We start from the raw sequence: 20,400 nt of genomic DNA, 5'->3' as shown, positions 1-20,400 counted from the left end.
GGCCCCCAGCATCTGCTGCGGGGCCTTTTCTATCGGCCACAGCTGCAGCCCCTTGACCATCTTGTGCCTGTATATGGATATTGCGCCAGACCCATCTCGACAGACCAATAGCCCAAGCTAAATTTCAAACCATGCCCTATCAATGGATCTCCGCCCAAGCCGACAGCAATCAAGAGCTGCACCTATGGCCGCATCAATCGCTGCCGCCTCAGGGCTATCTACGATTTATGGCTGTCCTTGCTGCACTTATCACCATCCCTCTGATACCGCTGTTAGGTAGTGCGGCACTCTGGGGCGTTCTTCCTTTTGTGACGGCCACTCTCTTTGCAGTTAAATGGGCGCTGGATCGCAGTCGACGCGACCGCCACGTGCTGGAGGTTCTTACGCTGGATACGAACGAGGCCCATCTGGAGCGTATAAACCCAAGCGGAGAACGCCAGAACTGGAGCTGTAACCGGTATTGGACAAAGATTGAACTGCACAGCGACGACGGACCAGTACCCAACTACGTCACACTCCGAGGCAGCGGGCGACAAGTCGAAATTGGTGCCTTCCTATCAGAAGATGAGCGCAAAGCTCTCTATGAAGATCTGAAAAGCGCATTTAACAGCCGGTAATTCGACTCCCGAAGCATGACCAAAATGCCTTCCGCTGACTGTGTGCCTATGGCGTTCACACCTTACGCCACCAGTGCTTCGCAGACTTTCAAATCCATCTTTGACATTGACCAAGACACGCCGTATCAAAACGCCATGTTCAATGCGCATGCATCTTCTTCGATCCAGTATTATCCGCTGTTTTCATAACGGCGGACGCATTCTCATTTCTTGATGTTCATCCCGCCGCGATCCGGCGGTCAGAGACATCATCTCCCAAAATCTCCATCGGTTTCGCGGCCCAGACCGGAGCCAGTTTCCATGTCACTTCTCACTGAATTTCCCCGTATTGGCCTGATCGGATTTGGTGCCTTTGGTCAGCTTATAGCCCGCCATCTTTCCTCATTTGTGCCAATCTTGGTGCATGACCCAGCGTTAACATGTGACAGGCCTCAGCACCCGTCACTGCGCCCTGCAACCTTGGCGGAGACCGCAGCCTGCCCGCTTGTCATCCTCGCGGTGCCCGTCAACGCAATGGAAACGCTCTGCCGTGATATCGCACCGCTGCTAATCCCCGGTACATTGGTGGTAGATGTCGGCTCAGTCAAAGTAGCCCCTGCCAGAGTTATGCTGCGAACCCTGCCCAAAAAGGTAGATTTACTGGGTACACACCCGCTCTTTGGTCCAGAAAGCACGCAAGACGGATTGGCTGGCCGAAAAATCGCGCTCTGCCCGTTGCGTGGGCACCGTCCACTGCGGTTGGCCGCATTTCTCCGACGTGCGCTACAGCTGGATGTGATCTGGACCACTCCCGAAGAACATGACCGAGAACTGGCCACAGTTCAGGGGCTGACCCATCTGATCGCGCAGGCTCTCAGTCAGGTCACGCCGGAACGGCTGCGCATGACAACGGCCAGTTTCGACTTGATGCAACAGGCCAGTCAGATGGTGATAGGTGACTCCCGCAGTGTATTGGAGGCGATTCTGCGCGACAATCCCTTCGCCGCTGAGGTTCGCACCGACTTTCTGCGATGCGCCAGCGATCTCAGCCAGTCGCCATCTTGGTCAAAACCACAAAAAAACCCGCCAATAGTGGCAGGCTTTTGATCGCTATCGCAGGTATCTCTCTATTCCGAGACCAGTCAACAGTCGCCACTCTGGCAGAGCTGATCTTTGACCAGCGGACCAACTTTGCCGAAATCCACTCGGCCGGTGTATTTGCCTTTAAGCGCGCCCATCACCTTGCCCATGTCACGGATCGACTGGGCGCCGGTATCAACTACCGCTGCCTTGACGGCTTCGACAACTTCGTCATCGCTCAACTGTTTCGGCAGGAATTCCTCAATGATGGCAATCTCGCTAAGCTCACGTTCAGCCAGATCAAGCCGGCCACCCTCTTCATAAGCGCGTGCACTTTCATTGCGTTGCTTGGTCATCTTGCTAAGGATGGAGAGGATTTCCGCATCACCAATCCCGCCACCTTCACCGTCCACACGATCGGCAATCTCGCGGTCCTTGATCGCAGCATTGATCAGACGCAGGGTCGCCAGTCGGGCCGCAGCACGGTCCTTCATAGCTTGTTTCAGGGCCGTATTGACCCGAGTTCGCGTATCCATATATCTGTCCATTCCCACGGAGTCGGAAACCAGATCTTTACCTAAAGTGGTAGGGCAGTTCAAGTTGCGCCAATTCAAATGACGTTGGGGCATTTCTCTGGGATCAGAACACCTCGCTAGCCAGTCAGAACAGCGCTACACAGGCTTGACGGCTTGCCCTCTGCCCCTTACATACCCGTGAATTTTGCCCATATTGGAGAGTCGCGCCATGGCCGATACCGTCCCACCCAAGCCCACCGCATGTTTGGCGCTTGCAGATGGCACCATCTTTTATGGAACCGGATTTGGCGCCACCGGCGAGACCGTCGCTGAGCTTTGTTTCAACACCGCCATGACGGGCTATCAGGAGATCATGACAGACCCGTCCTATGCGGGCCAGATCGTGACTTTCACCTTCCCTCATATAGGGAACACAGGTGTAACCCCGGAAGATGATGAAACCGCGGATCCGGTTGCAGCTGGCATGGTCGTCAAGTGGGATCCGACGCTCGCCTCCAACTGGCGCGCAACCGAAGAGTTGAAAACCTGGCTCACCCGCACAGGCCGTATCGCCATCGGTGGCCTGGATACGCGTCGCCTGACCCGTGCGATCCGCCAGCAAGGCGCGCCACATGCAGCGCTCGCCCACGACCCCGACGGCAACTTCGACATCGAAGCCTTGGTCGCAATGGCTCGCGAGTGGTCCGGTCTTGAAGGTCTGGATCTGGCCAAAGACGTAACCTGTGCGCAGAGCTATCGTTGGGATGAAATGCGGTGGGCGTGGCCCGAAGGATATACCCGCCAGGAAGATCCCAAACACAAAGTGGTAGCCATCGACTATGGCGCCAAACGCAACATCTTGCGTTGTTTGGCATCCGCAGGTTGTGACGTGACCGTCCTCCCTGCCTCTGCCACCGCGGGAGAGGTGCTCGCCCATAGTCCTGACGGTGTATTCCTCTCAAACGGCCCGGGCGATCCCGCCGCGACTGGCGAATATGCCGTGCCGATGATCAAGGAAATTCTGGATACGACCAATCTACCCATGTTCGGTATTTGCCTTGGCCACCAGATGCTGGCGCTCGCCTTGGGTGCCAAAACCGTCAAAATGAACCACGGCCATCATGGTGCAAACCACCCGGTGAAAGAAAACGCCACCGGCAAGGTTGAGATCACATCGATGAACCACGGGTTTGCAGTCGATGCTCAGAGCCTTCCTGACGGCGTGGAAGAGACCCATGTCTCGCTGTTTGATGGCTCCAACTGCGGCATCCGAATCTCGGATCGCCCGGTCTATTCCGTCCAGCAGCACCCCGAAGCAAGCCCGGGCCCGCAGGACAGTTTCTACCTGTTCGAACGCTTCGCCGAGGCAATGGCCGAGCGTAAATCTGCGTAAATCCACTGCAGCTGAAATAAGCTTGCGCAAAAAACACAACTCCCATGGCAGGGTTTTGCCATGGGAAACAAGCATTTGGCTATTGCAGCCATCAAATTACTTCTTGTCCGAATCCATGACCGCATAAACTGTAGCGCCATGGCAGAACACAATCTTGAATTGCTAAAAGCCGCGCGCCCTCTCATTCGGCGCGATCAGACGACGTCGTTTGAGCGCCGTCTTGTCGAGGATCATGCCGTCAGCAAAGATCACCTGATGCGGGCACTGGTTCTGCGCCAGCATCAACGCGCTCCTATTGATCAAATTCTTGTCTCCGAAGGATGGGCCAGTCAGGAACAGGTTCTGGATGCGTTATCGTCCCAGCATGGGATGCAGCGGGTTGATCTGGGCGGTCATCGCCCTCAGGCGCGTCTGCTCGCGCGCAAACCCGCTAGGTTCTGGCTACGCCGCTGTGCGCTGCCTTACATGCAGCTTGGACAAACCACGATGCTGGCGGTAGCGCATCCGGATGATTTTGCTGATCTAAAACGCGACCTCACCCAAAGCTTTGGGGATGTACAACCCGTGATCGCCAGCGAAGTACAGATCATCGAATGCCTCACAGCACATTTTCGTGACGATCTCGCCCTTGAGGCCAGTACCCGCGTGCCACTTGCCTATAGCTGCCGCACGTTGCGACAGCCCAATTGGACCGGTTTTCCTATGATAGCCGGCGCAGCGACAGCCTGCACGCTGACCGCCATGGCGCCCCGACAGATTTTCACCTGCCTGTGTGCGTTGGCTCTGTTTGCACTTTTTCTGTTCATCCTGTTGAAATGCGCGGGCTTCCTGTCGCATCTGCAAGGTCAGCGTGCGCGACGTGCCACAGAGGATTGCTCGACATCGGAACAGCCCGGCACCCGAACAGACGCTGTACTCAATATTGCACACCAGCGGCGCCTCCCCAGCATTTCCGTATTGGTACCTTTGTACAAAGAGGCCGAAATCGGTCGCGCTCTACTGTGTCGTCTCTGCAAGCTCACCTATCCGCGCAGTCTATTGGAAGTGTTGTTGGTGCTTGAAGAAGATGATGAGGTCACCCGGAAGGCCATCCGCTGCGCAGATCTGCCGGATTGGTTCAAGGTGATAGAGGTCCCGGCCCATGGAGGCCTAACGACCAAACCACGGGCCATGAACTACGCGCTAAACTACTGTCATGGCGACATTATTGGCGTCTGGGACGCCGAAGACGCACCTGACCCCGACCAGTTGGAGCAGGTGGCCCATGCCTTTGCTCAGGGCGACAATAATCTGGCCTGTCTTCAAGGGGCGCTGGACTACTACAATCCCGGCCAGAACTGGATTTCGCGTTGCTTCACATTGGAATATGCTAGCTGGTTTCGCATCGTTCTGCCTGGCATTGCGCGTCTCGGTTTGGTTGTTCCCTTAGGTGGCACAACACTGTTCATCCGCCGCGACATCCTAGAGCAATTGGGCGGGTGGGACGCCCATAACGTAACAGAAGATGCTGATCTCGGCGTCCGTCTCAGTCGCCTTGGGTATCGCACGGACATGTTTCCGACCACCACCTATGAAGAAGCCAACTGCAAACCCTGGCCTTGGATCAAACAACGGTCGCGTTGGCTTAAGGGGTTCATGATCACCTATCTGGTCCATATGCGCCGCCCTGCGGTCTTGGCCCGCCAATTGGGCTGGCGACAGTTCCTTGGCCTTCAGGCTTTCTTCATCGGAACAGTTGGCCAGTTTATGCTCGCCCCCTGTCTCTGGACGTTCTGGCTGATCAGCCTCGGGTTCACTCACCCCAGTGCGCCGCTACTGCCCCCCGGCGCGCCCTTTCTGGCGGCTGCTGGACTGGTGTTCTTTGAGCTGCTGGGCATCGTCATTGCCATTGCTGCTGCCTTCGCCAGCGGCCGGCGATCTCTGGCGTTTTGGGCCCCAACCATGATCCTGTATTTTCCGATGGGCGTGATCGCAGTTTACAAGGCGCTCTATGAGCTGATCTTCAAACCGTTCTACTGGGATAAAACCGCACATGGCCATACGCAGACTACACCTAAGCGCACAGTCTACCAGAGCGACCCCTAGTTACGCCTAGCCTTTGCTGCGATCGCCTGCATCCTGTTTCAACCGGGTCATGAACGCGACCGAGATATGATCCTTCAGCGCGTTCCCTGCAGCCTCTTCATCGCGGTTTTCAATAGCATTCACAATGCTCTTGTGCTCCGCTTGCGCGATCTTGCCCCGCCCCTCGGCCGCCAGAGATGTGGTTGCCATCAACGCCATGGTGCGATGCACGAGGTTGAGCTGCTGCACAAGATAGCGGTTATGCGATGCCAGATGGATCTGTTCATGGAAACGGCGATTGGCCTTGGCCAACTCGGTCGGGTTGTCGACAAAAACATCATCCGAGGCCACCATCTCTTGCAGAACACGAATCTCTTCCTCCGTGGCATGCCGCGCTGCCAGACTGGCAGCCAATCGCTCCAGCTCACGACGCACGACATACAGTTCTGCCATCTGGTTGTGATCCAGTGACGCGACAATGAGCGATCTGCCATCACGTTCCAACAAGGATTGCGTTTCCAGCCGTTGCAACGCCTCCCGGATAGGGGTGCGCGACACGCCGAAGCGTTCGGCAAGGTCGCTTTCAACCAACCGGTCACCGGGACGATAGACCCCGACATCAATAGCTTCGAGGATCAACGCATAGGCGTCTGTCTGGTTTGTACTGCGGTTCAGGCCCATGATGATCCTTGGATTGTTAGTGCCCGATATCTACATGGCTCGCGTTGGTGCAATCAACCCCACCCCAAACAAGAGGTCAAAATCAAAGGCTCCTTTCAAGGGATCCGACCGGCTTTTTCTCCGTCGGGACCAGATGAAAGAAACCAAATGTCGGCGACAGTTGCATTCAAGAGCGAAGCCGCCTAGGTCTCCACTCATGGTACCGCAATCCTTTTCCCACGTCCGCAATTGGGTGTTCGACCTCGACAACACCCTTTATCATCCTTCGGCCCGGTTGTTTGATCAGATCGAGGTCAAAATGACCGACTATGTGATGGCTGCACTTGGCGTTGACGAACAGAAGGCCAATCAACTACGTGATAGCTACTGGCAGGAACATGGCACCACGCTCGCAGGATTGATGGCCCACCATGATCTCGACCCTGACCCGTTTTTGATCGAGGTCCACGATATCAACTTAGATCATCTGCAACCCGACTTGATATTGGCTGATCGGATCAAGGACCTGCCCGGAAAGCGTATTATCTACACCAATGGCACGGCGCCCTATGCCGAACGGGTGCTGGCAGCCCGGGGATTGCATGGTTGTTTTGATGAAATCTACGGCGTCGAACACGCAGACTACCGTCCAAAACCTGAGCGTGAGGCCTTTGAAATCATTTTTGACAAAGCCGGTATCGTCACAAAACAAGCCGCAATGTTCGAAGATGACCCCCGCAACCTACAGGCCCCTCATGATCTGGGAATGCGCACCGTGCATGTTGCGCCCACAGCCGTAACCGGGGCGCATATTCATCACTATACCGACGACCTGACGGGGTTTCTCGGATTGCTGTAATCCGCGCCATCTGCACAGCCAGCAAGATCGCCAGCGCTTGACGCCCCATCCTCTCGCCCCTGTGTCGCACTGCCGCGCCTGCCCTTCCCGGCGCTAGATCGTCCACAATGTGCTTTAGTGACCCCGATAAAAAGGACAGTATGTCGCTTGTCATTTCGACTGACCCAGGCCTATCTCAAATACAGTGATGAAAGGCAGGTTCGATGGCTGACAGCTGTGACATTCTGATTTCCGGTGGCGGTATCGCAGGGCTGATTGCGGCAGCGACCTTTGGCGCGGCCGGGTTCGATGTGATTTGCGTCGACCCCACGCCCCCGGTGACGGCCCGGGATGATGCTGGTGCCGATCTGCGTACAACGGCAATCCTGCAACCTGCAAAAGCGCTGCTGCAGGTGGCTGGGATCTGGGCCTATCTCGAAAGCCACGCAGCTCCGCTCGAGGTCATGCGTATTATCGATGCAGGCGGTGCCGAGCCTGAGGCCCGTGTTGTCAAAGATTTCAAATCCGCAGATATCTCTGATCAGCCCTTTGGTTGGAACCTGCCAAATTGGCTGCTGCGCCGTGAACTTCTGGCACGACTGAACGAATTAGATCGTGTGGATTTCCGACCCGGCCTTGGTACCGCCAACCTGTTCACCCGCACTCAATCCGCTCAGGTTACGCTAAGCGATGGCACTCAAGTTTCTGCGCGTCTGGTTCTGGCCTGTGACGGGCGCGACAGCCCAATGCGTCGGGCCGCAAACATTCCCGTGCGCACGACTCGCTATGGGCAAAAGGCGCTGGCCTTTGCAGTCATACATGATTTGCCCCACCAAAATGTCTCAACCGAGATCCACCGCTCCGGCGGCCCTTTCACACTGGTGCCGTTGCCTGACCACGATGGCAAACCCTCTTCTGCTATTGTCTGGATGGAACGCGGCCCGCGCGCGCAGGCCTTGCACCAAATGGAGGCTGACGATTTCGAGGTTGAAATGAACCGGCGCAGCTGCGGTGCCCTGGGGCAACTAAGGCTCGCATCGCGCCGCAGCATCTGGCCGATCATCAGCCAATCTGCTGCTCGCATGTCGGGCGAGAGAGTGGCTCTGATGGCCGAGGCCGCACATGTCGTGCCGCCGATAGGGGCACAGGGCCTGAATATGTCGCTGGGTGATCTGCGCGTGCTTCTGGATCTAGCGCAATCCCGGCCAGAACGGCTCGGAGATGCGACAATGATGGAGGCCTACCACAAGGCCCGTCACGGTGACATTCTGATGCGCGTGAAAGGGATCGATCTTTTGAACCGGACGTCCATGCTGTCACCCCGCCCGTTGCGCGACCTGCGTGCATTTGGTCTCAATGCGCTCTACTCTCTGGCACCAGTACGCAAAACATTGATGCAGATGGGGCTGGGCGTGAAATAACTATGCAGGCCGCAAAGCAGTTCATCAGGGGGCATTGGCAACTCATCTGCCTGACGCTTGCAATCGTCATTCTCTGGCCAACTCAGGCGGTCGTGCCCCTACGTATCCTGACCGTGTTTCTGCATGAACTGTCTCACGCTTTTGCCGCCCTTCTGACGGGGGGCGAAGTGGTTAGCCTCACCATTGATCCCTACGAGGGCGGCAGTGTCGTCTCGCGTGGCGGCAGCCGCTTTTTGACCCTGTCAGCCGGGTACACCGGATCGCTGTTGATTGGGATTACGCTATTTCTCATCGCTTTGCGCACAGACTGGGATCGCAAGGTTCTGGCGTTGTTCGGCGTCATTACGCTGCTAGTCGCCACGATCTACGTGCGGGAGCTCTTTGCGCTTGCGTTTACACTTACGACCGGTATCGCGATGCTGGCAGCCGCCCGCTATCTCAGCCTCAACGTGAACGACATGATACTGCGGATCATCGGCGTCAGCAGCATGATCTACGCTCCGCTCGACATCTATGACGACACAATCGCCCGCTCCTACCTACGCTCGGATGCCCGCATGATGGCCGAGGCATTCGGCGGTGCGACATTGCTGTGGGGTGGCCTTTGGCTGGCCATCAGCCTTGTCGTGATTGGTCTCACCTTGCGATACGGTCTCGGACGCGCCAGCAACATCAGCCTGCGGTAGTTCACCCCAGCGGACCTGGCCTGCGCTCTTCGCTCAACAGAACATTGGCATCAACACTGCCGACGCCTGGAAGGGTCATTACCCGACGCCGTAGCACCCGCTCGAAATCAGCAATATCGCGGGCCGTCACGCGCAACCGGTAGTCATACATACCAAGGACATGCTCCACCGTCTGCACTTCAGGAATGGCGGAGACTGCGCGTTCAAAATCATCCAGACTGACGCGGCCTTTGGTGCCCAGTTTTATGCCCAGAAAAACAGTCACACCAAAGCCCAGCTTGCCAGCGTCCAGATCCAGCTTGCGCCCAACGATAATGCCTGCATCTTCTAACCGTCGGATCCGGCGCCACGCAGCAGGTTGGCTGAGGCCAAGCGCACGTCCAAGCGCGCCAGCCGACTGCGTTGCATCCCGCCCGAGCGCCCGCAGAATTCCGTGATCAATCTCATCCAGTTGGCTCATATCGGCAGCGCCTCATCCGATTTGATCCGCGCCACATGCATCAAGGCCTCAATATCGGTGATATGCGGCAACGTCAGAATACGGGCACGGTAGATCTCTTGGTAATGCGCCATGTCGCGGGCAATTACTGACAGGCGCACATCCACCTGCCCTAGGAAGGTCTGAATTTCCAAAACCTCAGGTATCTCGCGCGCCGCCGGGATGAACTCATCGAAAGCGCGCGGGTTGGTTTTATCCAGCGTGATACGCAAAGACACCTCAACTTCATACCCCAGCGCGCGCCAGTCGATCACCGCACGTTGCCCCAGCAGGATCCCGGCCTCGCGCAATTTCTCCAGCCGCCGCGACAGACGCGAGGCCGTTAGGCCCAGCCGGTCCCCCAGATCCGGGAGCGACTGTTCGGGATCAGCCTGCAGGTGGCGAAGTATACGTCGATCAAGGTCATCAAGCATGACTTTTACAATATACGATAAAATTAAGAATGACTATTGCATCATCTATGCAATTTTCGCCGAAATCGGGGGTCTCTTGTTACGCAACGCCGCCTATGATGCCCTCAAACACGAACGAGAGGAATATGATCATGCGTGTATACTATGACCGCGACTGCGACGTTAACCTGATCAAGGACAAGAAAGTGGCCATCCTGGGCTACGGCTCCCAAGGCCACGCCCACGCGCTGAACCTGCGTGACTCTGGTGCCAAGAACCTTGTTGTTGCTCTGCGCGAAGGCTCCGCCTCTGCCAAGAAAGCCGAAGGCGAAGGCCTGCAGGTTATGGGTATCGCAGAAGCAGCCGCATGGTGTGACGTGATCATGTTCACCATGCCCGACGAGCTGCAGGCAGAAACCTACAAAAAATACGTCCACGACAACATCAAGCCCGGCGCAGCGATCGCGTTTGCCCACGGCCTGAACGTGCACTTCGGTCTAATCGAACCAAAAGAAGGCGTTGACGTGATCATGATGGCCCCCAAAGGCCCCGGTCACACTGTGCGCGGCGAATACACCAAAGGCGGCGGCGTGCCCTGCCTCGTAGCCGTTGACACCGATTCAACCGGCAAAGCACTGGAAATCGGCCTGTCCTATTGCTCCGCCATCGGCGGCGGTCGCTCCGGCATCATCGAGACCAACTTCCGTGAAGAATGCGAAACCGATCTTTTCGGTGAGCAGGCAGTTCTCTGCGGTGGCATCGTGGAACTGATCCGCTGTGGCTTTGAGACTCTGGTTGAAGCCGGTTACGCACCTGAAATGGCCTATTTCGAATGTCTGCACGAAACCAAGCTGATCGTTGACCTGATCTATGAAGGCGGTATCGCCAACATGGACTACTCGATCTCCAACACCGCAGAATATGGCCAGTACGTCACCGGCCCACGCATCCTGCCTTATGAGCAGACCAAGAAAGCAATGAAGGACGTCCTCACCGACATCCAGCAGGGCAAATTCGTCCGCGACTTCATGCTGGAAAACGCCGTTGGTCAGCCCACGATCAAAGCATCGCGCCGTGCCAACGACGAGCACCAGATCGAAGTTGTCGGTGGCAAGCTCCGCGACATGATGCCCTGGATCTCCGCGGGCAAAATGGTCGACAAAGCAAAGAACTAAGGCACCTGTGGGGCAACCCGCTGCCTTTTCCGCTGCAAGGCGTCCCCGATGGGGGCGCCTATTTCTTTTTCGAGTAATGCGACCTTAGCCCCAGATATCAGACGAGTGACGAAATGGACCATTCACCCGGCACCGCCAACTGGACCAAGCTGCTATTCTTGGGGGTTATCTGGGGTGCCTCATTCATGGCGGTGTCTCTGGCATTGCAGGGGTTTCCGCCGCTGACCATTGCCGCACTCAGAATTGCACTTGGTGCGGTCTGCTTGCTTTCATTGATCTATGTCATGGGCATCGGTCTGCCCTTGCTACGCTCTCGCGATGGCCGCATCATCTGGGCCTGCGCCTTGGGCATGGGGGTTTTCAGCAACGCCCTGCCCTTTACCCTGCTCAGCTGGGGTCAGGTCTATGTGGCCAGCGGCTTTGCCGGGGTTTGCATGGCCGTTGTGCCGCTGTTTGTGCTGCCACTGGCGCATCTGTTAGTGCCCGGCGAGCATATGACGCTGCGACGCACCATTAGCTTCCTCATCGGCTTCGCCGGAGTTGTCGTTCTGATCGGGTTGGATGCGTTCCGCACGGCCGGAACGGATTTTGAGTCGCTGGCGCGACTGGCCTGCCTCGGGGCATCGCTTTGTTATGCGGTTGGGTCTATCATTACCCGGCTCTGCCCAGAGGTGAACATGCTGTCGCTCTCAGCGGCGGCTCTAACCTGCGGTGCCGCGATCATGATCCCAGCCGCGCTCTGGAGCGAAGGCGTCCCCAAGATGCCTGCCCCGTTGTCTGTTGCGGCCGTCATCTACCTCGGCCTGCTGCCAACCGCACTGGCACAGCTATTGCTGGTTCAGGTGGCACGTACCGCTGGCCCCGCGTTCCTGTCCACCGTGAACTATCAGGTTCCGGTCTGGTCGGTAATCTTTGGTGCAGCACTGTTGGGAGAGGCGCTACCACCGCAACTCTTCGCCGCACTGGCGCTGATTTTTAGTGGCCTGCTGCTCAGCAGTCGCCGCCGTCCTCGCACAGCCTGACAAGTGGGAAATCGGCGCAAAGAGTTCGTTCCATACCAAAGCAATTGCCATTGACCCTGCCTGCCCGGCGGGGTCTTGTCCCGCGAAACACCGACGGAGCCCTCCATGCCTGACATCGCCCCCCGCTACTGGCTGATGATTGCCACCCTTGGCTTGGTCTGGGGCGGAACCTTTCTGTTGATCAAGCTAGCATTGGAAGGCACCACACCGATCTGGCTTGCCGCCAGCCGTATCGGCTTTGCAGCGGTTCTGCTCTGTGTAATCTGGGGCTGGCGTGGGTTCAGACTGTTCAAGGATCAGACCAATTGGCCCTCTTTGACCATTGTCGGCATCCTCAGCACTGCCCTGCCTTTCATGTTGATTTCCTGGGGCCAGCAGCATGTGTCTTCCGGGTTCACTGGAGTCAGTATGGCCGCGATCCCCCTGATGGTGCTGCCGCTGGCACATGTCTTTGTCCCCGGCGAACAAATGACCCTGCGCCGTGTTATCGGTTTTTCCATTGGCTTTGCAGGGGTCGCTGTGCTGATCGGTGGTAAGGCATTTGAGAGCACCGGCGGCGCGCTTGAAAGCTATGGTCGCATGGCCTGTCTCTCCGCCGCCGCCTGCTATTCAATCAGCTCGATCCTGACCCGCCGCCTGCCAGCGGTCGATCCGCTGGGGTTGGCCGCGATTCTACTCGTGATCGGCGCAGTCATCATCGTCCCAGTAGCCTGGCTCACAGAGGGTCCACCCGCGGTCCCTGACCAACGCACTCTGATCATTGCTGCCGTGTTGGGGCTGATACCAACCGCTGCGGCAAATCTGCTGCGCGTGATCGTCGTTCGTGAGGCCGGTCCAACCTTCATGACCCTAACAAATTACCAGGTGCCTATCTGGGCCGTGGTACTGGGCGCGGTCTTCTTGGGAGAAGAGCTGCCACCCTCAATGTTACTGGCGATGGTAATGATACTGGGTGGTCTCTGCATCAGTCAGTTTGGCGCATTGCAGCGGTTGTTTGGCAGCGCGCGAAAACGCTGATCTGCGCATAAGAAAACCCGCCTCCGAAACTGGGAGACGGGTTTACAACCTAATGATACTGCGGCCAGTGGGATTACTTCGCCACAGCCACCTCAACGGCCGCGACAACACTGTCGACTGCCGCTGTCAGCAAGGCAGCATCTTCGCATTCCGCCATGACCCGAACCAATGGTTCAGTGCCAGATTTCCGGATCAACAATCGGCCTTGCCCCACCAACGACTCTTCGGCGGCCTTGATCGCACTTTGCACCTGATCGCTCTCCAATGGCGTCTGACCAGCCGCAAAACGTACGTTTTTCAACAGCTGTGGCACCGGGGTAAATTGCTGTGCCAACTCTGACGCTGGTTGACCCGAACGCACCATTTCAGCCAGAAAATGCAATCCAGCCATCAACCCGTCACCCGTGGTTGCATAGTCCGTCATCACAATATGCCCGGACTGTTCTCCACCAAGATTGAAACCACCTTCGCGCATGCGTTCCACCACATATCGGTCACCAACCGAGGTCCGTTCCAGCCCGATGCCGCGCGTCTCCAGATGGCGTTCCAGGCCAAGGTTCGACATAACAGTAGAAACCAGCGCATTACCGGCGAGCAAGCCATCCTCGGCCCAGCGGGTGGCCAGTAGCGCCATCAGCTGATCACCATCCGCAACCTTACCCGTCTCGTCGATCAAGATCACCCGGTCCGCATCGCCATCAAGGCAAATCCCCACATTGGCCCCATGGGCCACGACAGTCTCGGCTGCGGTACCGGGATGCGTTGACCCGCAATCCCGGTTGATATTGGTACCATCAGGCGACACCCCTACTGGGATCACCTCAGCCCCAAGCTCCCACAGGATTTCCGGTGCGGCCCGGTGGGCTGCACCATTGGCACAATCGATCACAACCTTCAGGCCATCCAACCGAATATCACGGGGAAGCGAGCTTTTCACACGCTCACCATAGCGAAAACGCGCATCATCAATCCGCTTAGCCCGACCGATATTTTGCGCCTGCGCCAACTCAACGCCTGCCTCGATCAACGCTTCCAGTTCCATCTCTACGGTATCAGAAAGTTTAAAACCATCAGGACCAAAGAACTTTATCCCATTGTCCTCAGCCGGATTGTGACTGGCAGAGATCATCACGCCGAGGTCAGCCCGCATAGACCGGGTCATCAAACCGACAGCAGGCGTCGGCACCGGGCCAAGAAGCAGCACATTCATGCCAGTCGACGTCAGGCCTGCGGTCAGCGCGCTTTCGAACATATAGCCGGAAAGGCGGGTATCCTTGCCAATCACCACACGATGTACATTTGACGCATCACGGCGAAAATATCGCCCCACCGCCGCGCCAATGCGCAGTGCCATATCAGCAGTCATAGGATGAGTATTGGCGGTGCCACGCACGCCATCAGTGCCAAATAATTTGCGCATATTAGCCCTTTCGGTCGGGGTCTTTAACGGACGGCTTGCCACAGGCGAACTGCCTGCGCCGTCTCTGCAACATCATGCACCCGCAGGAATTGCACGCCTTGGGCCAAGCCCGCAAGCCCTACTGCGATTGAGCCCGGCGCGCGAGCGGCAGCATTCGGCTCATGGCCCAGCTTGCCGATAAACCCTTTACGAGAAACACCAAGTAGGATCGGGCAGCCCAACCCATGAAACAAGCTTAAATTGCGCAACAGTGTCAGGTTGTGCTGCAGTGTTTTTCCAAAGCCGATACCCGGATCAACAACGATCTGTTCGCGCACCAGGCCAGTATCTTCCAACCGGTCAATCTGCGTCTTGAGGAAATCATAAACATCCAAAAGCACGTTGTCGTACTGAGGATCGTCCTGCATGGTTGTCGGGTCGCCCTGCGCATGCATGATGCAGGCTGGCACCCCAGCCTGCGCCGTCAAAGGTGCAAGCGCCGGATCAAACGTAAAGCCCGAGACATCGTTGGTCAGGCTCGCCCCTGCGTCCAGCGCCTCGGCCAATACAACGGCCTTGCGCGTATCTATTGAGATTGGCACTTGCGACTTACCTCGGATCGCGGCAATCACAGGTGCAGTGCGGCGGATCTCTTCTTCTTCGGGAACCACTGATGCACCCGGACGGGTCGACTCACCACCAACGTCTATGATGCTGGCTCCGTCCTTCACCATCTGCAACGCCGCGTCGCATGCAACGCTGATATCATCATGCTGACCGCCATCCGAAAAACTGTCGGGTGTTACGTTCAGAATACCCATGACCTGTGGCTGGGTCATATCAAGTCCAGCGATCGTCGCACGCCGTGCCGTCAGCCGGTGGCGCACATCGTCGGCCAGCAATCCCGCCGGCATGATCCGGGGCGGCGCCCCTCGATCCAGCACTTCGACTTCGGTAAACCAGAGCGCGCCACTGATCAGCGACAAAGCTCCTTCGGGGCGATTTTCACCGTGTTGAACCAGCGGTCGGTAATAGCTCACAGTTGGATCTGCTCCACATCCACGGCGCGCAAGCGCACCCCCGGAATATCAGGCAGTGCAGCGCCAATCACAATCATCTCGCCAGCCTCCAATGTGGCGGCGAACCAGGCAGCCAGCGCCACCGCTTCAGAAGGCGCAGCCGAAGGGCCATCTACCGCATCCAAAACGACTTTTGACGGCGCCCAGACGCAAATCTGCCCGTTTTTCATCGCCCAGTCCAGCTCCGTTCGCGTGGAAACGACAACGCAGCGATCATCCTTCGCGGCCAGACGCCAGGCGTTCTGTTCAATAGCCAGAAGATCGATCCGTCGCTGGGTCCATTTGTGCCCAGTCTGCGGCGTGGCCAACTCATGCGCACCGACACATAGGATAAGAGGTCGCTCGCGGCATTCCATCTGATCGATCCATGCGGTCAGCCTGTCGCTGTCGATGGCGTTATTGGAAAGATACATCAATCGTGGGTGCGGACGCTCCTCCGTATCCACCTCGCTCGCAACCTGATCGCGCGCTCGTACGATTTCAACGCCCAACGCACCGGGGCCGCGATCCAACTTCTCGATCCGTACAAAGGCGCGGACGGCCTGCGGTTCCAACAGGATCCGCTCGGCAATCCGTTCAGCGAGGGTTTCCAGCAGGTTTAACCGCTCTTCCGACAGCTCATGTGCAATGGCTTCGCTAACGCGGTCATAAGACAGGATACGATCCACGTCGTCATCCAGATCCGCAGGCAGCGGGGCAATCTCAACAACGACATTGAAACAGATACGCTGCGTGGTTCCCCGTTCGGCCTGAAACGCGCCAATCTCAACTTCTACCGTATGATCACGGAGAGAGATCCGGTCCAGCGGTCCACGGGCCGCAGTTGCCTCCGACCGTTCGGAAGGATGCGCAAATGCGAGACGAATTTCTGACGACATGACGATCGGGCCCCTGAACTGGCTGTTTGGCGGTGAGGTTCCAGCATAAACATGCGGCGATCGCATAGCAGGCCTTCATGCGCCATACCAGTAGTCGAAAGCGGCGCAACCGTGGTTTCCACCAAAGTATGCGCCGTTATCGCACAGCTATTAGTTGTTCAGCGCTGTCCGGAAACGATCATCACGGTAGAACAGATGCACTCCAATACGCGCAGTCTTGGTGAAACTCTTGCTCCAACGCGGGCGTACTGCGTTTGTATGGTAGTATGTCGCCCCATCGGTTATGCCAGTAACCGCGCCATCTATGACCAGACGCGCCACCTTCGACACACGTTCGAAAGCAGTCTTCTCCCGGATCACTTCCTTGTGGCCATCACAGGTGTAAGTGAACTGGCACTGGTACTTACGGCCCGTTCCCTGCTTGATCACCCCACAAAGGCTGTTTGGGAATTGCGCAGATTTCACACGGTTCATGATCACTTCGGCCACAGCGAACTGACCTTTGACAGTCTCGCCACGCGCCTCGAAGTAGAGAGCCTCGGCCAGGCAGGCAAAATTCGCGTCACCTTTGGCAGCAGGGACAGTATCCAGCCAAGCCTTGGTGAATTTAACTTCAGTCGGTTTGGCCTTCTTGACCGGACGTTTGAAGTTGAAGAAATTGTTCAAACGCCCCGTCGGTACGGCGTTCAAGGTGGATTGCTCGCGTTCGAACAAAACGTCCAAACCAGAATCCGCATATACATCTTTTGCCACTGCCAAGGCGGCAGCGAACACGGCAGCTACAGTAAGAAACTTCATCAGGGTATCCCCACTAGAAAGGTCGCGCACGGCCATCCCAACGTCACGCGATCGCACCTCCTAGTCGAAATCTCCACAAACGTCCAGCTGCGGGTCAGCGCACCCCGCCGCCCACGAACTAAGCACTATTCCGCCGCAATGCCCCTCTTCGAGGAAATCCCCTTGTTTTCCTTAGGATTTCACCGATTCGCGTGGCACATTTCCAGTTTGGCTGGAAATCGCCAATTGCGCCGCAGCAAGCCGCGCGACGGGGACCCGGAACGGGGAACACGAAACATAATCGAACCCTGCTTCGCGACAAAACGCAATCGATTCGGGGTTGCCACCATGCTCGCCACAGATCGACAAAGTAATATCTGGGTTCTCGGCTCGCCCGCGCTGCACGCCCAGCTTTAACAGCTCACCCACGCCGTCGGTGTCCAGCACATGGAACGGGTCTTCGGGGAAAACACCTTGGTTGACATAGGCCGACATAAACCGTCCGGCATCATCGCGCGACATCCCGTAGGTCATCTGGGTGAGGTCATTGGTCCCAAAGCTGAGAAACGCCGTATGAGGCGAAATCTCACCGGCGCGCAGGGCTGCCCGCGGTGTCTCCACCATGACGCCCAGCCGGTAGGTGAAGTCCTCGCCGCGCTCAGCCTTAACCGCTAGCGCGACCGCATCAATACGCGCCTTGACCAGCTCCACTTCCCGCTTGGCTGAAACCAGTGGTATCATGATTTCCGGAACCACCGGATCGCCCTCTTTGGAGGCATCCAGTGTTGCCTCAAAAATAGCGCGCGCCTGCATGTCGTAGATTTCAGGGACCGTCACCCCCAGCCGCACCCCGCGCAGGCCAAGCATGGGATTATATTCTTCCATCTCTTCTACACGCCGTGTCACATCGCTGACCGGAATGCCAAGCGCTTCTGACAGCTCGCGCTGCCCCGATTTGGACGTCGGCAAAAATTCATGCAACGGCGGGTCAAACAGTCGGATACAGACCGGCAGCCCTTCCATGATGCGAAACAGCGCAAAGAAATCCTCCCGCTGTATCGGCAGCAAGCGCGCCAAAACAGCAGCGCGCCCGTCCGAGGTCTCGGCAAAGATCATCTCCCGCATCACCGTTAACCGACCGGGATCAAAGAACATATGCTCTGTCCGGCACAGGCCGATCCCCTGCGCGTTAAACGTGCGCGCAGTCTTGGCGTCCTCCGGCGTATCGGCATTGGCACGTATATCGATATCGCGCACTGCATCCGCCCAGGTCAACAATGTTTGGAACGCACCGTCTTCGGCGGCTTCCAGCATTTCCGGCTCGCCAGCCAGCACCTCTCCACTGCTGCCATCAATGGTGATGATATCACCCCGGCTGAACACACGATCATCCCGGGCGATCAACTGCTTGCGTCGGCTGTGGAACTTTAGGTTTGAGGCCCCAACGATACAGGGCAGGCCCAAGCCCCGGCCGATCACCGCCGCATGGCTGGTAATACCGCCCCGTTCCGTCAGAACCCCAACCGAAGCATGCATCCCCCGCACATCCTCGGGCGAAGTTTCACGCCGTACCAGAATGCAAGGTTCACCCCGCGCGGCACTCGCCTGTGCTTCCGCAGCGGTGAAGACCAATCGTCCTGTTGCCGCACCCGGGCTGGCGGCGATCCCGTCGCCGATAACATCACGGATCGCACCAGGCGCGACCTGTCGGTGCAACAACTCAGTGAGGATATGCGCATCTACCCGCATCACGGCTTCCTGATGCGGTATGATCCCATCCTCAGCCAATGCCACCGCAATCCGTACAGCCGCCTGCGCAGACCGGCTGACCCGCACCCCATCCAGAATATGAACCGCGCCGCTGACTATCACAAATTCCACCTGCATCTCTTCGCGCAGGCGCTGGCGCATCAGCCGGGCGTGGGTCTTCAGTTCGGCGAAGGCTTCGGGTGCGGAATCTTCAAGCGATGGCCCCCGTGAATCACACTCTAAAAACAGTGCCTCTGTGCCAGCGCCCAGCGCATCGCGGCCCTGGCTTTGGCTCAGGTAGCGACCGGTGATCTGTGGCTGGCCCGTCTTGGTATTGACCAGCTGCAACACGCCCGACCCGCATTCTCCCTGCCCGAACCCCGGCACCATTTCCTGCACCACAAGGCCCAACCCCGCATCCGCAGGCGCGCCCTTGGCTTGCCGCAGCAAACGCGCTGATGTGCCCTCCCAGGCGCGTGCCATAGACCGCAAAACAGCCGCAAGCTGCTCGGCCGGGTCCTGCGGAAACGGCTCGTCTGTCTCCGCCTCATAGGCGTGCAAAACTTCGCTCAGCGCATCCGGTCCACCATCCTCGACATCGTCGAACACATCCGGGTCCAGCCGCGCAACATGCACCGCATAAGATTGCACGAACCGCAGATACAGCGCCGCCGCGCCATCGCGCCCAAGACTGTCGCAAAGATCGACATAGCGCGCATCATTCATCCCGATATTCAGGATTGCACCCGGACCACCCCAATCAGGATCCTGTGACGACGGGCGCACACAAAGCAGCGCATCAGCGGGAAAGGCCTCAACAATGGCCGCCATATCCGGCATCTGCCCATTGGCGATACCATGCACAGCCTGAAACGACAGCGCAACGGTACGGGGCACCGGTAAATCGAGCCGCACCAAACGCTGCAGACATTTGGCCCGTCCACCATGGGTATAATTGGCAATCGGCGCAACAGATGTGATCAACACCGAGTCAGGCGTCTCCTCATAGGGCGGCTGGGTCATGTTATGATCATTTTTCTGCACTGCGGCGCCTTTCCTTTGCTATGCAGCATAGTCCCGTCACGCGGTCCCGCAAGGAAAAGCACAAGCGCAAAACAGAAAACCGGCGCGCCGCGCGGGCTGCACCGGTTTTCCCTGTC

General features: G+C 57.6%; 19 protein-coding genes. 10 read left to right on the top strand and 9 right to left on the bottom strand.

The window, feature by feature from the left end:
- Positions 1 to 131 precede the first annotated feature (131 nt).
- Both ACEWZM_RS13560 and ACEWZM_RS13555 read left to right on the top strand, forming a co-directional pair.
- Positions 132 to 617: a DUF2244 domain-containing protein gene (locus ACEWZM_RS13560; RefSeq protein ID WP_414006937.1), complete on the top strand. Its 486-nt coding sequence runs from the start codon at positions 132 to 134 to the stop codon at positions 615 to 617.
- Between the two features lie 300 nt (positions 618 to 917).
- The gene (locus tag ACEWZM_RS13555) at positions 918 to 1,703 is read left to right on the top strand and encodes a prephenate dehydrogenase/arogenate dehydrogenase family protein (RefSeq protein ID WP_414006936.1); all 786 of its coding nucleotides are present in this window, start codon (positions 918 to 920) and stop codon (positions 1,701 to 1,703) included.
- A gap of 35 nt (positions 1,704 to 1,738) precedes the next feature.
- Here ACEWZM_RS13555 and ACEWZM_RS13550 read toward each other — a convergent pair whose 3' ends face one another.
- On the bottom strand, positions 1,739 to 2,212 hold the full coding sequence (locus ACEWZM_RS13550; RefSeq protein ID WP_414006935.1) for a GatB/YqeY domain-containing protein: 474 nt from the start codon (positions 2,210 to 2,212) through the stop codon (positions 1,739 to 1,741).
- A gap of 208 nt (positions 2,213 to 2,420) precedes the next feature.
- On the opposite strand from ACEWZM_RS13550, the gene carA reads away from it, so the two are divergent.
- Entirely contained in the window at positions 2,421 to 3,584 is a 1,164-nt protein-coding gene (carA, locus tag ACEWZM_RS13545) for a glutamine-hydrolyzing carbamoyl-phosphate synthase small subunit (RefSeq protein ID WP_414006934.1), read from the top strand.
- A 255-nt stretch (positions 3,585 to 3,839) separates the two neighbouring features.
- Positions 3,840 to 5,669, top strand: coding sequence for a glycosyltransferase (locus ACEWZM_RS13540; protein WP_414008041.1), 1,830 nt, complete (start codon positions 3,840 to 3,842; stop codon positions 5,667 to 5,669).
- 6 nt (positions 5,670 to 5,675) lie between these two features.
- Here ACEWZM_RS13540 and ACEWZM_RS13535 read toward each other — a convergent pair whose 3' ends face one another.
- Entirely contained in the window at positions 5,676 to 6,329 is a 654-nt protein-coding gene (locus ACEWZM_RS13535) for a GntR family transcriptional regulator (RefSeq protein ID WP_414006933.1), read from the bottom strand.
- A gap of 196 nt (positions 6,330 to 6,525) precedes the next feature.
- Between ACEWZM_RS13535 and ACEWZM_RS13530 the strand changes: the two genes are divergently transcribed.
- The 3 genes from ACEWZM_RS13530 (at position 6,526) to ACEWZM_RS13520 (ending at position 9,253) form a co-directional block, all read left to right on the top strand.
- On the top strand, positions 6,526 to 7,167 hold the full coding sequence (locus ACEWZM_RS13530) for a pyrimidine 5'-nucleotidase (RefSeq protein WP_414006932.1): 642 nt from the start codon (positions 6,526 to 6,528) through the stop codon (positions 7,165 to 7,167).
- A 203-nt stretch (positions 7,168 to 7,370) separates the two neighbouring features.
- Positions 7,371 to 8,567 (top strand): UbiH/UbiF family hydroxylase, encoded by a 1,197-nt coding sequence (locus tag ACEWZM_RS13525; RefSeq protein WP_414006931.1) that lies wholly within the window; start codon positions 7,371 to 7,373, stop codon positions 8,565 to 8,567.
- Between the two features lie 2 nt (positions 8,568 to 8,569).
- Entirely contained in the window at positions 8,570 to 9,253 is a 684-nt protein-coding gene (locus ACEWZM_RS13520; protein ID WP_414006930.1) for a M50 family metallopeptidase, read from the top strand.
- A gap of 1 nt (position 9,254) precedes the next feature.
- Here the strand turns inward: ACEWZM_RS13520 and ACEWZM_RS13515 are convergent, their stop codons facing one another.
- Together ACEWZM_RS13515 and ACEWZM_RS13510 are read right to left on the bottom strand one after the other, a co-directional pair.
- Entirely contained in the window at positions 9,255 to 9,713 is a 459-nt protein-coding gene (locus ACEWZM_RS13515; RefSeq protein WP_414006929.1) for an Lrp/AsnC family transcriptional regulator, read from the bottom strand.
- Positions 9,710 to 10,165 (bottom strand): Lrp/AsnC family transcriptional regulator, encoded by a 456-nt coding sequence (locus tag ACEWZM_RS13510; RefSeq protein WP_414006928.1) that lies wholly within the window; start codon positions 10,163 to 10,165, stop codon positions 9,710 to 9,712. Before ACEWZM_RS13510 ends, ACEWZM_RS13515 begins: the two co-directional genes overlap by 4 nt.
- Before the next feature lie 131 nt (positions 10,166 to 10,296).
- Here ACEWZM_RS13510 and ilvC point away from each other — a divergent pair, with 131 nt between their 5' ends.
- The 3 genes from ilvC (at position 10,297) to ACEWZM_RS13495 (ending at position 13,358) form a co-directional block, all read left to right on the top strand.
- On the top strand, positions 10,297 to 11,319 hold the full coding sequence (gene ilvC / locus ACEWZM_RS13505) for a ketol-acid reductoisomerase (RefSeq protein WP_414006927.1): 1,023 nt from the start codon (positions 10,297 to 10,299) through the stop codon (positions 11,317 to 11,319).
- Positions 11,320 to 11,432: 113 nt separating this feature from the next.
- Positions 11,433 to 12,341: a DMT family transporter gene (locus tag ACEWZM_RS13500; RefSeq protein ID WP_414006926.1), complete on the top strand. Its 909-nt coding sequence runs from the start codon at positions 11,433 to 11,435 to the stop codon at positions 12,339 to 12,341.
- Between the two features lie 105 nt (positions 12,342 to 12,446).
- Complete coding sequence (locus tag ACEWZM_RS13495) at positions 12,447 to 13,358, top strand: DMT family transporter (RefSeq protein WP_414006925.1); 912 nt, start codon at positions 12,447 to 12,449, stop codon at positions 13,356 to 13,358.
- A gap of 73 nt (positions 13,359 to 13,431) precedes the next feature.
- On the opposite strand, the gene glmM is transcribed toward ACEWZM_RS13495, so the two are convergent.
- From glmM to ACEWZM_RS13470, 5 genes are all read right to left on the bottom strand, one after another.
- Positions 13,432 to 14,778: a phosphoglucosamine mutase gene (gene glmM, locus ACEWZM_RS13490; protein WP_414006924.1), complete on the bottom strand. Its 1,347-nt coding sequence runs from the start codon at positions 14,776 to 14,778 to the stop codon at positions 13,432 to 13,434.
- Between the two features lie 23 nt (positions 14,779 to 14,801).
- Positions 14,802 to 15,797: a dihydropteroate synthase gene (folP, locus tag ACEWZM_RS13485; protein WP_414006923.1), complete on the bottom strand. Its 996-nt coding sequence runs from the start codon at positions 15,795 to 15,797 to the stop codon at positions 14,802 to 14,804.
- Entirely contained in the window at positions 15,794 to 16,714 is a 921-nt protein-coding gene (locus ACEWZM_RS13480) for a dihydroneopterin aldolase (RefSeq protein ID WP_414006922.1), read from the bottom strand. Before ACEWZM_RS13480 ends, folP begins: the two co-directional genes overlap by 4 nt.
- A 150-nt stretch (positions 16,715 to 16,864) precedes the next feature.
- Complete coding sequence (locus ACEWZM_RS13475; protein WP_414008040.1) at positions 16,865 to 17,548, bottom strand: cell wall hydrolase; 684 nt, start codon at positions 17,546 to 17,548, stop codon at positions 16,865 to 16,867.
- Between the two features lie 135 nt (positions 17,549 to 17,683).
- Positions 17,684 to 20,263, bottom strand: coding sequence for a putative PEP-binding protein (locus ACEWZM_RS13470; protein ID WP_414006921.1), 2,580 nt, complete (start codon positions 20,261 to 20,263; stop codon positions 17,684 to 17,686).
- Between the last annotated feature and the right edge of the window lie 137 nt (positions 20,264 to 20,400).

It is taken from the genome of Phaeobacter cretensis (assembly GCF_047372505.1).
In the GTDB taxonomy this organism is placed as follows: domain Bacteria; phylum Pseudomonadota; class Alphaproteobacteria; order Rhodobacterales; family Rhodobacteraceae; genus Phaeobacter; species Phaeobacter cretensis.
Note: the sequence above shows the minus strand (reverse complement) of the source record. Positions and strands in the feature narration are given on the sequence as shown.

What these genes read in the sequence shown, in the direction of transcription:
- ACEWZM_RS13560 (WP_414006937.1), top strand. Translation starts at nt 132, where the DNA reads ATGCCCTATCAATGGATCTCCGCCCAAGCCGACAGCAATCAAGAGCTG.
- ACEWZM_RS13555 (WP_414006936.1), top strand. Translation starts at nt 918, where the DNA reads ATGTCACTTCTCACTGAATTTCCCCGTATTGGCCTGATCGGATTTGGT.
- ACEWZM_RS13550 (WP_414006935.1), bottom strand. Translation starts at nt 2,212, where the DNA reads ATGGATACGCGAACTCGGGTCAATACGGCCCTGAAACAAGCTATGAAG.
- carA (WP_414006934.1), top strand. Translation starts at nt 2,421, where the DNA reads ATGGCCGATACCGTCCCACCCAAGCCCACCGCATGTTTGGCGCTTGCA.
- ACEWZM_RS13540 (WP_414008041.1), top strand. Translation starts at nt 3,840, where the DNA reads ATGCGGGCACTGGTTCTGCGCCAGCATCAACGCGCTCCTATTGATCAA.
- ACEWZM_RS13535 (WP_414006933.1), bottom strand. Translation starts at nt 6,329, where the DNA reads ATGGGCCTGAACCGCAGTACAAACCAGACAGACGCCTATGCGTTGATC.
- ACEWZM_RS13530 (WP_414006932.1), top strand. Translation starts at nt 6,526, where the DNA reads ATGGTACCGCAATCCTTTTCCCACGTCCGCAATTGGGTGTTCGACCTC.
- ACEWZM_RS13525 (WP_414006931.1), top strand. Translation starts at nt 7,371, where the DNA reads ATGGCTGACAGCTGTGACATTCTGATTTCCGGTGGCGGTATCGCAGGG.
- ACEWZM_RS13520 (WP_414006930.1), top strand. Translation starts at nt 8,570, where the DNA reads ATGCAGGCCGCAAAGCAGTTCATCAGGGGGCATTGGCAACTCATCTGC.
- ACEWZM_RS13515 (WP_414006929.1), bottom strand. Translation starts at nt 9,713, where the DNA reads ATGAGCCAACTGGATGAGATTGATCACGGAATTCTGCGGGCGCTCGGG.
- ACEWZM_RS13510 (WP_414006928.1), bottom strand. Translation starts at nt 10,165, where the DNA reads ATGCTTGATGACCTTGATCGACGTATACTTCGCCACCTGCAGGCTGAT.
- ilvC (WP_414006927.1), top strand. Translation starts at nt 10,297, where the DNA reads ATGCGTGTATACTATGACCGCGACTGCGACGTTAACCTGATCAAGGAC.
- ACEWZM_RS13500 (WP_414006926.1), top strand. Translation starts at nt 11,433, where the DNA reads ATGGACCATTCACCCGGCACCGCCAACTGGACCAAGCTGCTATTCTTG.
- ACEWZM_RS13495 (WP_414006925.1), top strand. Translation starts at nt 12,447, where the DNA reads ATGCCTGACATCGCCCCCCGCTACTGGCTGATGATTGCCACCCTTGGC.
- glmM (WP_414006924.1), bottom strand. Translation starts at nt 14,778, where the DNA reads ATGCGCAAATTATTTGGCACTGATGGCGTGCGTGGCACCGCCAATACT.
- ACEWZM_RS13480 (WP_414006922.1), bottom strand. Translation starts at nt 16,714, where the DNA reads ATGTCGTCAGAAATTCGTCTCGCATTTGCGCATCCTTCCGAACGGTCG.
- ACEWZM_RS13475 (WP_414008040.1), bottom strand. Translation starts at nt 17,548, where the DNA reads ATGGCCGTGCGCGACCTTTCTAGTGGGGATACCCTGATGAAGTTTCTT.
- ACEWZM_RS13470 (WP_414006921.1), bottom strand. Translation starts at nt 20,263, where the DNA reads ATGACCCAGCCGCCCTATGAGGAGACGCCTGACTCGGTGTTGATCACA.